Source organism: Kutzneria sp. 744 (assembly GCF_000568255.1).
Taxonomy (GTDB): domain Bacteria; phylum Actinomycetota; class Actinomycetes; order Mycobacteriales; family Pseudonocardiaceae; genus Kutzneria.
Genome location: NZ_KK037166.1, coordinates 3,700,319 through 3,714,001 on the forward strand (window position 1 = coordinate 3,700,319; position 13,683 = coordinate 3,714,001).

Annotated in this window: 15 protein-coding genes and 1 pseudogene; 11 read left to right on the top strand and 5 right to left on the bottom strand. The window is 70.3% G+C overall.

Features of this window, described 5'->3' with window-relative positions:
* Window positions 1-64: 64 nt before the first annotated feature.
* Window positions 65-673 (bottom strand): TetR/AcrR family transcriptional regulator, encoded by a 609-nt coding sequence (locus KUTG_RS16525; RefSeq protein ID WP_043717877.1) that lies wholly within the window; start codon window positions 671-673, stop codon window positions 65-67.
* 71 nt (window positions 674-744) lie between these two features.
* On the opposite strand from KUTG_RS16525, the gene KUTG_RS16530 reads away from it, so the two are divergent.
* Window positions 745-1,275: a hypothetical protein gene (locus KUTG_RS16530; protein ID WP_043717879.1), complete on the top strand. Its 531-nt coding sequence runs from the start codon at window positions 745-747 to the stop codon at window positions 1,273-1,275.
* A 226-nt stretch (window positions 1,276-1,501) separates the two neighbouring features.
* Here the strand turns inward: KUTG_RS16530 and KUTG_RS16535 are convergent, their stop codons facing one another.
* The 3 genes and pseudogenes from KUTG_RS16535 to hrcA all read right to left on the bottom strand — a co-directional run bounded on the left by KUTG_RS16535 (window position 1,502) and on the right by hrcA (window position 4,649).
* Window positions 1,502-2,233 carry a 16S rRNA (uracil(1498)-N(3))-methyltransferase gene (locus KUTG_RS16535; protein WP_043717881.1) on the bottom strand — a complete coding sequence of 244 codons (732 nt, stop codon included), beginning with the start codon at window positions 2,231-2,233 and terminating at the stop codon, window positions 1,502-1,504.
* Window positions 2,230-3,570 (bottom strand): annotated as a pseudogene (locus KUTG_RS66240) (DnaJ C-terminal domain-containing protein). Before KUTG_RS66240 ends, KUTG_RS16535 begins: the two are co-directional and overlap by 4 nt.
* Window positions 3,571-3,626: 56 nt before the next feature.
* Window positions 3,627-4,649, bottom strand: a complete 1,023-nt coding sequence (hrcA, locus tag KUTG_RS16550) for a heat-inducible transcriptional repressor HrcA (RefSeq protein WP_043717882.1) — start codon at window positions 4,647-4,649, stop codon at window positions 3,627-3,629.
* 144 nt (window positions 4,650-4,793) lie between these two features.
* Here hrcA and KUTG_RS16555 point away from each other — a divergent pair, with 144 nt between their 5' ends.
* Entirely contained in the window at window positions 4,794-5,090 is a 297-nt protein-coding gene (locus KUTG_RS16555) for a hypothetical protein (protein WP_043717885.1), read from the top strand.
* The gene (locus KUTG_RS16560; protein WP_043717887.1) at window positions 5,087-5,425 is read left to right on the top strand and encodes a type II toxin-antitoxin system PemK/MazF family toxin; all 339 of its coding nucleotides are present in this window, start codon (window positions 5,087-5,089) and stop codon (window positions 5,423-5,425) included. The genes KUTG_RS16555 and KUTG_RS16560 overlap by 4 nt, the downstream gene beginning before the upstream one ends.
* A gap of 201 nt (window positions 5,426-5,626) precedes the next feature.
* Here the strand turns inward: KUTG_RS16560 and hemW are convergent, their stop codons facing one another.
* Window positions 5,627-6,844 (bottom strand): radical SAM family heme chaperone HemW, encoded by a 1,218-nt coding sequence (gene hemW / locus KUTG_RS16565; protein WP_043717889.1) that lies wholly within the window; start codon window positions 6,842-6,844, stop codon window positions 5,627-5,629.
* Window positions 6,845-7,001: 157 nt separating this feature from the next.
* On the opposite strand from hemW, the gene KUTG_RS66245 reads away from it, so the two are divergent.
* The 8 genes from KUTG_RS66245 to KUTG_RS16595 form a co-directional block, all read left to right on the top strand.
* Window positions 7,002-7,091, top strand: coding sequence for a putative leader peptide (locus tag KUTG_RS66245; RefSeq protein ID WP_312890013.1), 90 nt, complete (start codon window positions 7,002-7,004; stop codon window positions 7,089-7,091).
* Between the two features lie 116 nt (window positions 7,092-7,207).
* Window positions 7,208-8,890 carry a nitrite/sulfite reductase gene (locus KUTG_RS16570; protein ID WP_043717892.1) on the top strand — a complete coding sequence of 561 codons (1,683 nt, stop codon included), beginning with the start codon at window positions 7,208-7,210 and terminating at the stop codon, window positions 8,888-8,890.
* Window positions 8,887-9,033 (top strand): Insertion element protein, encoded by a 147-nt coding sequence (locus tag KUTG_RS61325; RefSeq protein ID WP_198047198.1) that lies wholly within the window; start codon window positions 8,887-8,889, stop codon window positions 9,031-9,033. Before KUTG_RS16570 ends, KUTG_RS61325 begins: the two co-directional genes overlap by 4 nt.
* On the top strand, window positions 9,030-9,716 hold the full coding sequence (locus KUTG_RS16575) for a phosphoadenylyl-sulfate reductase (RefSeq protein ID WP_043717895.1): 687 nt from the start codon (window positions 9,030-9,032) through the stop codon (window positions 9,714-9,716). Before KUTG_RS61325 ends, KUTG_RS16575 begins: the two co-directional genes overlap by 4 nt.
* Window positions 9,709-10,617 carry a sulfate adenylyltransferase subunit CysD gene (gene cysD, locus KUTG_RS16580; RefSeq protein WP_043717896.1) on the top strand — a complete coding sequence of 303 codons (909 nt, stop codon included), beginning with the start codon at window positions 9,709-9,711 and terminating at the stop codon, window positions 10,615-10,617. Before KUTG_RS16575 ends, cysD begins: the two co-directional genes overlap by 8 nt.
* Window positions 10,618-11,946, top strand: coding sequence for a sulfate adenylyltransferase subunit 1 (locus tag KUTG_RS16585; protein WP_043717903.1), 1,329 nt, complete (start codon window positions 10,618-10,620; stop codon window positions 11,944-11,946).
* Between the two features lie 16 nt (window positions 11,947-11,962).
* Window positions 11,963-13,033: an ABC transporter substrate-binding protein gene (locus KUTG_RS16590; RefSeq protein ID WP_232240825.1), complete on the top strand. Its 1,071-nt coding sequence runs from the start codon at window positions 11,963-11,965 to the stop codon at window positions 13,031-13,033.
* A 30-nt stretch (window positions 13,034-13,063) separates the two neighbouring features.
* The coding region (locus KUTG_RS16595; protein ID WP_043729618.1) for an ABC transporter ATP-binding protein at window positions 13,064-13,683 on the top strand (620 nt) is incomplete at its 3' end.

Below are 13,683 nucleotides of genomic sequence, written 5' to 3' on the forward strand. Positions count from 1 at the left end.
CCCGTCGTGGACGACGGTCGCCGGGATGTCGCCGGCGACGATCTTGCAGAACAGGCAGTCCGCGTCATGCCGGCAGGGTAGACGGCACGCCGAGCAGGTCGTCCAGATGCCGGTCGATCGCCGCCAGCGCGACCTCGGCGCTGATTCGCTCCGCGTAGAACACGCAGGCCAGCGTCATGCCGTCGATCACCGCGAGGTAGCGGACGGCCTCCAGGTCGGGGTTGCGGCTCTCGCTCAGCTCGCCGTGCGCGGTGGCCCGCCAGAGCACGCCGGACAGCACCGACAGCAGCGCCTCCCGGTTGTCCCGCTCGGCCCGTTGCAGGCCGGGGTCGACCTGGGCCCGGGCCAGCAGGGCCAGCCACACCTCGACCTCGATGCGGTGCTCGGTGGTCAGCGGCAGCAGGGCCTCCGCGATGCGGCGCAGCACGGTCCGGTTGTCCTGGTCGTCGATGGCCTGCAACCGGGCCCGGGCCTTGTCGGCCAGCAGCTCCATGGCGAAGGCCAGCAGCGAGTCCTGGGTCGGGAAGTAGTGCCGCAGCGAGCCGGTGGACCAGCCGGACTCGGCGGCGACGGCACGCACCGACGCGCGGTGCACGCCGTCGGTGCTGATCACCCGCCACACCGCTTCGGCGAGCTCGCGGCGACGGGCCTCGTGATCGACAGCCTTGGGCACTGCACTGTTTTAACACATGTGATATAAATACGCTTGTACTAATACAGTCGTGACACATCAGAGGAGGCGCCGTGCTGCTCACACTCGTGATCGGCTCCGAGGTGGGCTTTGTCGTCCTGCTGCTCGCCGGGCTGGTCGTCCGCTACCTGCTGAAGATGCCCAGGGCCGGCGCGGTGCTGCTGGTGCTGTCGCCACTGGGTTACGTCGTCGTGCTCGTCGCCGGCGCCATCGACCTGGCCCGGGGCGGCACCGCCGACATCGCGCACGTGCTCGGGGCGATCATCATCGGCATCGTGGTCGTCTCCGGCCGCCACCACCTGCACACGATGGACGGCTGGGTCCGACGCAAGCTCGCCCGCGAGCCCAAGCCCCGGGTCAGCGGCTGGGAACACGCCCGCCAGCAGCGCTCGGGCTTCTACCGGCGGGTCGGCGAGTGGATCGTGGTGATCGCCCTGCTCGGCGGCGGCTACGCGCTCACCGGCTTCGACCCGGTGCGCGGCGCCCAGCTGCTGGGCGGCATGGGGCTGTGGACCATCGTGCTGGGCATCGACTTCTTCTGGTCCTTCAGCTACACGCTGTTTCCCAGCTCGTCGAAGTCGTAGAAACACGAGGCAATAAAAAAACCGTGCCGCAGCGGAGCCTGGGGGTCACTCCGCTACGGCACGGCCGCCGCCGGACCGAGGGGGGAGGTGTCCGGCGGGTAGTCCCAACATCGGCCCCGAACCCAGTTCGACCCGACGTCGGAAATTCTTGGTTGCCAAAGGGTAGACCCTGCTCACGGCTTCGCGCCATACCGGAATCGGGCCGGGCCCATCTTGATCGCTCTGGTCAGCCCCATCGGGTGGACAAGGCGCCGATCGCTCCCAGAGCGACCGCCGCTGCGGTAGAAGCCCGCAACACCGACGGCCCCAACCGGACCGCGATCGCGCCGGCATCGGTCAGCGCGGCCAGCTCCTCGTCGCTGATGCCGCCCTCGGGGCCGACGACCAGCAGCAGATCCCCCTGCGCCGGCAGATCGTCCAGCCGACTGGTGGCGGACTCGTGCAACACCATCGCCTTGGCCGCGGCGCCGACCAGCTTGGCCAGTTCGGCCGTGGTGACCGGTTCCGCGACCTCCGGAACCCAGGCCCGGCGGGACTGCTTGGCCGCCTCCCGGGCCGTGCTGCGCCACTTGGCCAGCGCCTTCGCGCCGCGGGGACCTTCATCCCATCGGGCGACACAGCGCGACGCCCGCCACGGCACGATCGCGTCGACGCCGGCCTCCGTGGCCAGCTCCACGGCGAGCTCACCCCGGTCGCCCTTGACCAACGCCTGCGCCACGACCACCCGCGGCTGCGGCTGCTCGATGTGCGTGCGCTCCAGCACGGCCAGCCGCAGCGAGTCCTTCTCCACAGCCTCGATGCCACAGCGCACGCGGCCGCCGCGGCCGTCGGCGAGCACCAGCTCCTCGCCGACGCGCAGCCGCCGCACGGACGCTGCGTGGTGGCCCTCCGGCCCGTCCAGCACACCGGCGTCGCCCGTCGGCAGGCCGTCGACGAGGAAGACGGGCAGCGTCGTCACCGGCGCGAGTTGCGCAGGCGCGAGAACAGGCCGTGGCCGCGACCGTTGGTCGACGACAGCTCCGGCTCCTCCTCGCCCCGCAGCCCCGCCAGCTCACGCAGCAGCTCCGCCTGCTTGGCGTCCAGCTTCGTGGGCACCTCCACCTGGAGGTGCACGTACATGTCGCCGCGGCCGTCGACGCGGCCCGAGGAGCGCAGCTTCGGCATGCCACGGCCGGTCAGCACCAGCTCCGTGTTGGGCTGCGTGCCCGGCTCGATGCGCAGCTCCTCCGTGCCGTCCAGCGTCTTGAGCTGGAGCACCGCGCCCAGCGCCGCCGTCGTCACCGGGATGCGCAGCGTGCCGTGCAGGTTCGCGCCCTCACGCTCGAACGTCTCGTGCGGCAGCTCGTCCACCTCGACGTACAGGTCGCCGGCCGGGCCGCCGCCGGGGCCGACCTCGCCCTGGCTGGCCAGGCGCACCCGCATGCCGTCCGCCACACCGGGCGGGATCTGCACGGTGATGCTGCGGCGCGCGCGGACCCGGCCGTCACCCGAGCACTGCGATTTATGGAACAGGGTCTTGTGCAATTGATACTAATTTGTTTACCGAGCTAACCAGATACTCGGCGCACTTATTGACGTGGTTTCTCCTGGGTAAATCAACTCATTAACTTTTGTACACAGAGCAGCTACACCCCAACACCTCACAATACTTCGAGAGCATCCAGGAGACACACCGCCCCGAAAGCGTTTTGCCTTTTGTAGACTCTAGACCAGCTTTGGGCATGTTGTCCTTGAGTTGGTTTACATATCGCGTCCGATCCACAGCGGCAAATTACTTCGAATTTAACATTCGCAGGTCTGCGGCCGCGTGTTGGGCGCGCAGCCGCTGCCCTGGCAGTGGTCGCACAGCACCGCGGTGTCGACCGTGATCTCGCGGCTGACGCCCGTGAGGCACTCGTCCAGCGTGAGCTCCATGCGCAGCAGGGCATCCGAGCCCGGCTGCACCCGGCTACGCGGTCCGCGGCCCGAGCCGCCGCCCGTCGCCGCGCCGAAGAAGGCGTCCATGATGTCGCCGAGGCCGAAGCCCGCGCCGCCGAACGGGTCCCGCATGCCGGCCCCGCCGCCCCCGCCCGGGCCGCCGCCGAGCGGGTCCCCGCCGAGGTCGACGATCTTCCGCTTCTGCGGGTCGGACAGCACCTCGTAAGCGGCCGTGACCTCACGAAAGCGCTGCTGCGCCTGCTCGTCCGGGTTGACGTCCGGGTGCAGCTCCCTGGCGAGCTTTCGGTACGCGCGCTTCAGCTCCTCGGGCGTCGCGTCCTGGCCGACCCCGAGCGTGCCGTAATAATCCCTGGCCACCTTGTTTCCAGTCCTCCTGCCGGATCCCGCGAGGGTCCGGCCCGTTAGCTGTCGGGCTAGCGCCCGGTCAGGATGTCGCCCACGTAGTTGGCCACCGCGTGGACGGCGGCCATGGTGCCCGGGTAGTCCATCCTCGTCGGGCCGACAACGCCCATCCCCCCGAGCAATGTTCCCTTACCGCCGTAGCCGATGGAGACCACGGAGGTGCTCCGCAGGTCCTCGGCCTCGTTCTCGCCGCCGATGCGGACCGTCACCGTGGCCGGGTCGCTCACCGCGGCCAGCAGGCGCAGCACCACCACCTGCTCCTCCAGCGCCTCCAGCACCTGGCGCAGCGAACCCGGGAAGTCCGCCACGTTACGCGTCAGGTTCGCCGTGCCGCCCAGCAGCAGCCGCTCCTCCGGGTGCTCCACCAGCGTCTCGACCAAGACCGTCGAGATCCTCAGCATCGCGTTGCGCAGCTCCGCCGGCACCTGCGCCGGCAGCTCCGCCACCCGGGCCGAGGCGTCGGTCAGGCGCTGGCCGCACATCGCCGAGTTCAGCATGGCCCTGACCTGGGCCGTGCCCTCCTCGTCGATCACGTCGCCCAGCTCCACCATGCGCTGGTCCACCCGGCCCGCGTCGGTGATCAGCACCAGCATCAGCCGGGCCGGCGTCAGCTGCACCACCTCGACGTGCCGCACCGTCGACCGGGTCAGCGTCGGGTACTGGATCACCGCCACCTGCCGCGTCAGCTGCGCCAGCAGCCGCACGCTGCGCCGCAGCACGTCGTCCAGGTCCACCGCGCCTTCGAGGAAGCTGTGGATCGCCCGGCGCTCGGCCGGCGACAGCGGCTTCAGGTCGCTGATCCGGTCCACGAACAGGCGATATCCCTTGTCCGTCGGCACCCGGCCCGCACTCGTGTGCGGCTGCGTGATGTACCCGTCCTCCTCCAGCGCCGCCATGTCGTTGCGCACCGTCGCGCTCGACACCCCCAGGTTGTGCCGGTCGACCAACGCCTTCGACCCCACCGGCTCCTGGTTGGAGACGTAGTCCGCGACGATCGCGCGCAACACCTCGAAGCGGCGCTCATCAGCATTCACGCGGCGTCACCTCCCGGCCGGTCGACATCGGTGCTCACGACAAGTTTACGGAGCGCGCCGGACTCAGGGCTCACCTGTTGCCGACTTCGCAGTCCAGCTGTGGCCCACGGCTATGTGCGGCAGATTGTGCGGCATACTTCTGCCATGTCAACTGCGGCACGGCGGGAGAGCATCCCGCTCACCGACGCCGACCTCGCCGTCCTGGAACGACTGCTGCAAAGTTCGAGCCTGGAACGGCGCGCCTTGGAGCAGCTGTCCGACGAGGTCGGTGACTCCAAGGCGGCCGTGCTGCACGCACTGCTGGTCCTCGGCCTCGACGCCGTGCGTGAACGGGCCCGCGAGGACGGCTACCGCGAGTTGCTCGCATCACGGGACGCCGACGACGAGGCGGCGGTCCGCGCCGCGCGCCGCCGCCAGATCGCCGACTGGGGTGACGAGTGACCAGGACCCATGGCGGCGTCTCTCGCATCGTCCGCGGCCACGTGTACGGGGCGGAGCTCGGCGACCTGCCGGAGAAGTACTACCTCGCGGTGTCCAACAACCAGCGCAACCACGTGCTCGACAGCTTCCTCGCCGTGCGGCTCAGCACTGCGAGGAAGCCCGCGCTGGACACGATCGTCCAGTTGGAGGCCGTGGACACGCCGTGGACCGGACGCATCCTGTGCGACGACATCGTGACGGTGTACCGGGACGAGGTCACCCGCGACATGGGACCGCTTCGCCAGGCCGCGATGCTCCAGGTGAGCCAAGCCCTCCGCAACGCCCTGGCCCTGTGACCGATGGTGGAAAGTTCGGCATGACCAAGGACGAGGTTCTGGCCAAGCTGCGAGCCGAGATCACCTAGTCCGAACAACAGGCGGCCGCAGTGCCACGTGCGCTTCCCACTTGCGCCCAGGTGCCACATGGGAAGCGCATGTGGCATCACCGTCTGCCTGAAACCGTATTTCGGTGTGCCGGAGAGCGGGACTCGCGGGGGTTCAGGGAAGGAGGCGGTGGACTACGGCGTCGGCCAGGAGGCGGCCTCGGGGGGTGAGGATGCAGTGGCCGGAGGAGAGGGCGGAGGGGTCGAGGAGGCCGTCGGAGGCGCAGGAGGCGGCGGCGGAGAGGCCGGCGGGGTCCAGGGCGGAGGTGGGGAGGCCGGTGGCGAGGCGGAGCTCCAGCAGGACGCGTTCGACGCGGCGGTCCTCGGCGGAGAGGATCTCGCGGCCGGCGGCGGGTGAGCGGCCGGCGGAGAGCTCGAAGGCGTACTTGGCGGGGTGTTTGACATTCCACCAGCGGACGCCGCCGACATGGCTGTGGGCGCCGGGACCGGCGCCCCACCAGTCGTGGCCCTGCCAGTAGATGATGTTGTGGCGGCACTGGGCCTCCGGTGACGAGGCCCAGTTGGAGACCTCGTACCAGTGCAGACCGGCGGCGGAGAGCGCCGCGTCGATGGTCTCGTAGTACGAAGCGAGCACGTCGTCGTCGGGGGCGGGGAGCTCGCCGCGCTTGACGCGCCGGGCCAGGGCGGTGCCGTCCTCGACGATCAGGGCGTAGGCGGAGACGTGGTCGACGCCGGCCGACAGGACGGCGTCGAGGGAGGCCCGAAGGTCGGCGGGGCGCTCCCCCGGCGTGCCGTAGATGACGTCGAGGTTCACGTGCGAGAAGCCGGCGGCGAAGGCCTCGCGGGCGGCGGCGACGGGGCGGCCGGCGGTGTGCTTGCGGTCGAGGACCGCCAACACGTGCGGGGCGGCGGACTGCATGCCCAGGGACACCCGGGTGTAACCGGCGTCACGAATTCCGGCGAAGAACTCGACGGAGGTGGACTCGGGGTTGGACTCCGTCGTCACCTCGGCGCCCGAGGCCAGGCCGAACGAAGAGCGCACAGCGTCCAGAACGGACGAAAGGCCGTCGACGCCGAGCAGGGACGGCGTGCCGCCGCCGACGAAGACGGTGTCCACGGGAGGCGCGGAGCCGAGGACGGAGGCGGCCAGGTCGAGCTCGCTGCGCAGGCCGTCGAGCCAGCTCTGGGGAGAGGCGGAAGACCCGAGCTCCCCGGGCGTGTAGGTGTTGAAATCGCAGTAGCCGCAGCGCACGGCGCAGAACGGCACGTGCACGTAGACGCCGAAGGGGCGGGTGCCCAATCCGGACAGAGCGGATGAGGGCAGGGAGCCGTCGGCGGGGGCGGGATCGGCTACGGGCAGAGCTGAGGGCACACCCCCAGTCTCCCCGACGACGCAGCGCGATCGTCACGTCACCCGCGGTCATATGTCGGGAACCGTCGCATAGCACTTCACCAGGGCCTACGTGAACCGCGTCCCACCATCCGGTTGGCGGTGGACCACTTCGTGGACGCGTGGCACGCTAGGAAACATGTCTGCGCTGGAACTCCGTCTCGTGGTCCGCCGCCACGTCGACTTCCAGCGCGTCTCCAGCGCGATGTGCGGGCTTTCCGTCAGGTAACCCGTAGCCGTTCGCTCGACCCTCGCCGGCGCGGGACACGCCGGCGATGCGTCCCCCACCACATCCGGGACCTCGTTTCAGCGTGCTCCGTGCCCTGAACCCCGGAGGACGCCAGCATGGTCCCCCCAGCAGCACCCCCGAAGCGCGGTCACGCCCGCCGGGGCGAGGGGCAGTGGGCCCTTGGCTACCGCGAGCCGCTCAACCCGAACGAGCGCAGCAAGAAGGACGACAACCCGCTCAACGTCCGCGCCCGCATCGAGAACATCTACGCGCACGCCGGCTTCGACTCCATCGACCCGGCCGACCTGCGGGGCCGGATGCGGTGGTACGGCCTGTACACCCAGCGCAAGCAGGGCATCGACGGCGGCCGCACGGCCACCCTGGAGCCGGAGGAGCTGGACGACCGCTACTTCATGATGCGGGTCCGCATCGACGGCGGCGCGCTGACCACCGAGCAGCTGCGGGTGCTCGGTGAGATCGGCGAGCTGTACGCCCGGGACACCGCGGACATCACGGACCGGCAGAACATCCAGTACCACTGGATCCGCATCGAGGACGTGCCGGCCATCTGGCAGAAGCTGGAGGCGGTCGGCCTGTCCACCACGGAGGCGTGCGGCGACTGCCCGCGCGTGGTGCTGGGCTCCCCGGTCGCCGGCATCTCCACCGAGGAGGTCCTCGACGGCACGTGGGCCATCGAGGAGATCAACCGCCGCTACATCGGCGACCCCAAGTACTCCAACCTGCCGCGCAAGTTCAAGACGGCCATCTCGGGCCTCCAGGACATCGTGCACGAGATCAACGACGTCGCCTTCGTCGGCGTCGAGCACCCCGAGCACGGCCCGGGCTTCGACCTGTGGGTCGGTGGCGGCCTGTCCACCAACCCGATGCTGGGCAAGCGCCTCGGCGCCTGGGTGCCGCTGGAGGAGGTGCCGGACGTGTGGGAGGGCGTGGTCAGCGTCTTCCGCGACTACGGCTACCGCCGCCTGCGCCACCGCGCCCGTATCAAGTTCCTCATCGCGGACTGGGGCCCCGAGCGCTTCCGCGAGATCCTCGAGACCGAGTACCTGAAGCGGTCGCTGGTCGACGGTCCCGCGCCGGAGGCCCCGGCCCTGCCCATCGACCACGTCGGCGTGCACGAGCAGAAGGACGGCAAGCGCTACGTGGGCGCGGCCCCGGTCGTCGGCCGGGTGTCGGGCTCCATGCTGGTGGAGCTGGCCAAGACGGCCGAGCGGGCCGGCTCCGGCCGGGTCCGCCTGACGCCCCACCAGAAGGTCGTCGTGCTGGACGTCGCCGAGAGCGATGTCGAGCAGCTGACCGCCGACCTGGACAAGCTGGGCCTGCAGGTCAACCCGTCGCCGTGGCGGCGCTCCACGATGGCCTGCACCGGCATCGAGTTCTGCAAGCTGGCCATCGTCGAGACCAAGCGCCGCGCGGCCGACCTGATCACGGTGCTGGAGGACCGGCTGGCCGACCTGAACTCGCAGCTGGACGTGCCGGTGAGCGTGCACATCAACGGCTGCCCCAACTCCTGCGCCCGGGTCCAGACCGCGGACATCGGCCTCAAGGGCCAGATCGTCACCGACGCGGAGGGCAACCAGGGCGAGGGTTTCCAGGTGCACCTGGGCGGCGGCCTCGGCCTCGACTCCGGTTTCGGCCGGAAGCTGCGTGGCCACAAGGTTTCCGCGGCCGAGCTCAACGACTACGTGGAGCGGGTGGTGCGCCGCTTCGTCGAGCAGCGCACCGAGGGTGAGCGGTTCGCGCAGTGGGCGACCCGCGCCGAGGAGGCCGATCTCCGATGACGGAGCGCGCCGTTCCCCTGTACTGCCCGTACTGCGGGGACGAGGACCTGCGTCCCGAGGAGGAACCGCACGCGGCATGGCGCTGTGCCGCGTGCTGCCGGGTGTTCACCGTGAAGTTCGTCGGACTGGTGGTGACCAAGTGAGCACGGATCTCAAGGAGTTCGCCGAGAAGGCGTCGGCCGAGCTGGCCGACGCGACCGCGGCCGAGGCGTTGGCCTGGACGGCGGAGCACTTCGGCGAGTCGTGGATCGTCGCGTCCAACATGCAGGACGCGGTGCTGATCGACCTGGCGGCGCAGGTGAAGCCGGACGTGGACGTGCTGTTCCTGGAGACCGGCTACCACTTCCCGGAGACCATCGGCACCCGGGACGCGGTGGCCACCGTCTACCCGAAGCTGACCATCGTCAACGCGCAGGCCGAGCAGTCGGTGGCCGACCAGGAGGCGGAGTTCGGGCTGCTCAACCAGACCGCGCCGGACCGCTGCTGCTTCCTGCGCAAGGTGGTGCCGCTGCGGCAGACGCTGTCCCGCTACGACGCGTGGGTCACCGGCGTGCGCCGGGTGGACGCGCCGACCCGGGCCACCACGCCGATCGTGCAGTGGGACGACCGCAACGGGCTGGTCAAGGTCAACCCGATCGCGCCGTGGAGCGACGACGAGTTCAACGCCTACATCGCCGATCACGGCATTCTGGAGAACCCGTTGGTGAGCGAGGGATATCTGTCCATCGGCTGCGCCCCGTGCACGGCCAAGCCGCTGCCGGGCCAGGACGCGCGCAGCGGCCGCTGGGCCGGCCAGGGCAAGACGGAGTGTGGTCTGCATGGCTGAAACCCTTGCCGTCACTGACAACCTGGACGCCTTGGAGTCCGAGGCCATCCACATCTTCCGCGAGGTCGCGGGCGAGTTCGACCGGCCGGTGATCCTGTTCTCCGGCGGCAAGGACTCGACGCTGCTGCTGCACCTGGCGATCAAGGCGTTCTGGCCGGCGCCGGTGCCGTTCGCGCTGCTGCACGTGGACACCGGCCACAACTTCCCGGAGGTCATCGAGTTCCGGGACAAGGTGGTGGCCCAGCACGGGCTGCGGCTCGAGGTCGCGAACGTGCAGGAGTGGATCGACGACGGCCGGCTCCAGGAGCGCCCGGACGGCACCCGCAACCCGCTGCAGACGGTGCCGCTGCTGGATTCCATCACCGCGCACAAGTTCGACGCGGTGTTCGGCGGCGGCCGCCGGGACGAGGAGCGGGCCCGGGCCAAGGAGCGCATCTTCAGCCTGCGCAACTCCTTCGGCCAGTGGGAGCCGCGCCGGCAGCGCCCGGAGCTGTGGAACCTGTACAACGGCCGGCACCGCCCGGGCGAGCACGTGCGGGTGTTCCCGCTGTCCAACTGGACCGAGCTGGACGTCTGGCACTACATCGAGCGCGAGAACATCGAGCTCCCGCAGATCTACTACGCCCACCAGCGCGAGGTGTACCTGCGCGACGGCATGTGGCTCGCCGAAGGTCCGTGGGGCGGCCCGCGGGACGGGGAGACGCTGCTGAGCAAGACCGTGCGTTATCGCACCGTGGGCGACGGCTCCTGCACCGGGGCCGTGGAGTCCACCGCCGCCACCATTGCCGACGTCATCGCGGAGGTCGCCGCCTCGCGGCTGACCGAACGCGGCGCCACCCGCGCCGACGACCGCATGTCCGAGGCAGCCATGGAGGACCGCAAGCGGGAGGGCTACTTCTAAATGAGCCAGTTGCTGAGGTTGGCCACGGCCGGCAGTGTGGACGACGGCAAGTCCACTCTGGTCGGTCGCCTGCTGTACGACACCAAGTCGGTGCTCGCGGACACGTTGGACGCCGTGCACCGGGCCTCCGCCGACCGCGGACTGTCCACTCCGGACCTGTCGCTGCTGGTCGACGGCCTGCGCTCGGAGCGGGAGCAGGGCATCACCATCGACGTGGCGTACCGGTACTTCGCCACGCCCAGGCGGTCCTTCGTGCTGGCCGACACTCCGGGGCACGTGCAGTACACGCGCAACACCGTCACCGGCGCGTCCACCGCGCAGCTGGGCGTGCTGCTCGTCGATGCCCGCAACGGCGTGGTGGAGCAGACCCGCCGGCACGCGGCCGTGTTGGCGCTGCTGGGCGTGCCACAGCTGGTCCTGGCAGTGAACAAGATCGACCTCGTCGACTACGACGAGCCCACCTATCGCCGCATCGCCAAGGAGTTCACCGCGCACGCGGCGGAACTGGGCTATCCCGAGGCGAACGTGGTGACCATCCCGGTCTCCGCGCTGGTCGGCGACAACGTGGTGGACCGCTCGGACCAGACGCCCTGGTACGACGGGCCGACTCTGCTGGAGCACCTGGAGACCGTGCCGGTGCACGCGGACGCCGAGGACGCGCCGTTCCGGTTCCCGGTGCAGTACGTGATCCGTCCGCGCACGGCGGAGTTCCCGGACTACCGCGGCTACGCCGGTCAGATCGCCGCCGGCCGGGTCAGCGTCGGCGACGAGATCGTGGTGCTGCCCTCGGGCATCTCCACCACGGTCACCGGCATCGACTCACCGCAGGGCCCGAAGCAGTCGGCCGATTCCGGCGAGTCGGTGACGTTGTTGCTGGCCAACGATGTCGACATCACCCGGGGCGATCTGATCGCCGCCGCGGCGGCCCCGCCGCGGGTGTCCGACGAGTTCGACGCGACGGTGTGCTGGCTCGGCGACAAGCCGCTGCGAGCCGGTGCGCGGGTGCTTGTCAAGCACGGAGCCCGCACCGTCCAGGCCTTGGTCACCCAGTTGCGAACGCGGTTCGATGAGCAGACCCTGTCCAGTGTCGACGAACCGGAGTCGTTGTCCCTCAACGACATCGGCCGGGTGCTGATCCGCTCGGCGGAGCAGCTGCCGATCGACGACTACGCGGACAGCCGCCGCACCGGGGCGTTCCTGGTGATCGACCCGGCCGACGGCAGCACGCTGGCCGCCGGACTGGTCGGCGCGCCGCTGAACCAGCTGGACCAGACCGATATCACCGAGGCCGACCCGGCCGCCCAGGACCTCGTCTCCCCCGGCCCCTGAAAAGGACTGAACCCCCGTGAAGCGTAGAGCCCTCCTTGCCGCCGGAGTTTCCGCGTTAGCGCTGCTGTCGGCCTGCTCCCGGGCCGGCGGCAGCGATGCTCCCGCCCCGGCCGCGGCCGACCAGGGGCCGGCGACCGAGGTGCACCTCGGCTACTTCCCCAACGTCACGCACGCGGCCGCGCTGATCGGCCTGGAGAAGGGTTTCTTCGCCAAGGAACTGGGCGCCACCAAGCTGTCCACGCAGCAGTACAACGCCGGGCCGGACGAGGTCGGTGCGCTGCTGGGCAACTCGCTGGACGCGGCCTTCATCGGCTCCGGGCCGGCCATCAACGCCTTCGCCAAGTCCGAGGGCAAGGGTGTGCGGCTGGTCGCGGGGGCCACCTCGGGCGGCGCGCAGCTGGTCGTCCGCGCCGGCATCAACTCCGCCGCCGACCTCAAGGGCAAGACGATCGCCACCCCGCAGCTGGCCAACACGCAGGACATCGCGTTGAAGAAGTGGTTGGCCGCCAACAACCTCAAGGCCGGTGACGGGGCGACGGACGTCAAGGTGACCAACGCCGACAACGCCACCACGCTCGACCTGTTCAAGAAGGGCAGCATCGACGCGGCCTGGGCGCCGGCCCCGTGGTCGTCCCGGCTGGTGATCGAGGGCGGCGCCAAGGTGCTGCTCGACGAGCGCTCGCAGTGGCCGCGCGAGCTGTTCCCTACCACGGTGCTGATCGTGCGCACCCAGTTCCTCCAGCAGCACCCGGCCACCGTCGAGGCGCTGATCAAGGGCGAGCTGGACGCGGTCGACTGGGCCGGCTCGAACAAGGCCGACGCCGAGGCCGCGGTCAACGACCAGCTCAAGAAGCTGACCGGCAAGGCGTTGGCGCAGAACGTGATCGACGACTCGTGGGGGCAGATCTCGCTGACCACGGACCCGATCGCCGCGCAGTTCCCGCAGCTGGCCAAGGACCAGGTGACCGCGGGCGTGGCCAAGACCGCGCCGGAGGTCAAGGGTTTCGCGGACTTCACGCTGCTGAACAAGGTGTTGCAGGCCGCGGGCAAGCCGGCGGTCGACGCCGGTGGACTCGACCAGAAGTGATCCGGACCGGACTTTAAGGCAGGCGAGGACATGACCGCGACGCTGGAGACCTCCGCGATGACCACAGCCGTGCGACTGAGCGGTGTGCACAAGAGCTTCGGCGCCGGCCGGTCGGCCGTGTCCGCGCTGGAGGGGGTGGACCTGTCGGTCGCGCCGGGCGAGTTCGTGTGCCTGCTCGGCGCGTCCGGCTGCGGCAAGACGACGCTGCTCAACCTGGTGGCCGGCCTGGACCGGCCGACCGCGGGCGACATCACGCTGAGCACCTCCCGCCCGGCGGTGATGTTCCAGGAGGCCGCGCTGATGCCGTGGCTGACCGCGGCCCGCAACGTGGAGCTGGCGCTGCGCTTCGCCGGCGTGCGCCGCTCGGAGCGCCGGGAGCGGGCCAGCGAGCTGCTGGAGCTGGTGCGGCTGGCCGGCCTCGGCGACAAGCGCCCGCACGAGCTGTCCGGCGGCATGCGGCAGCGGGTCGCGCTGGCCCGCGCGCTGGCATCGGCGGTGCAGGGCGCGCAGGACGGTTCGCCGGCGCTGCTGCTGATGGACGAGCCGTTCTCCGCGCTGGACGCGATCACCCGCGACGTGCTCCAGGGCGAGCTGCTGCGGGTGTGGCGCTCCACCAACACCGCGGTGCTGTTCGTGACCCACGACGTGCG

Coding starts and splice junctions, on each gene's coding strand:
- KUTG_RS16555 (WP_043717885.1), top strand. CDS start 4,794: ATGTCAACTGCGGCACGGCGGGAGAGCATCCCGCTCACCGACGCCGAC.
- KUTG_RS66245 (WP_312890013.1), top strand. CDS start 7,002: ATGTCTGCGCTGGAACTCCGTCTCGTGGTCCGCCGCCACGTCGACTTC.
- KUTG_RS16570 (WP_043717892.1), top strand. CDS start 7,208: ATGGTCCCCCCAGCAGCACCCCCGAAGCGCGGTCACGCCCGCCGGGGC.
- KUTG_RS61325 (WP_198047198.1), top strand. CDS start 8,887: ATGACGGAGCGCGCCGTTCCCCTGTACTGCCCGTACTGCGGGGACGAG.
- cysD (WP_043717896.1), top strand. CDS start 9,709: ATGGCTGAAACCCTTGCCGTCACTGACAACCTGGACGCCTTGGAGTCC.
- KUTG_RS16585 (WP_043717903.1), top strand. CDS start 10,618: ATGAGCCAGTTGCTGAGGTTGGCCACGGCCGGCAGTGTGGACGACGGC.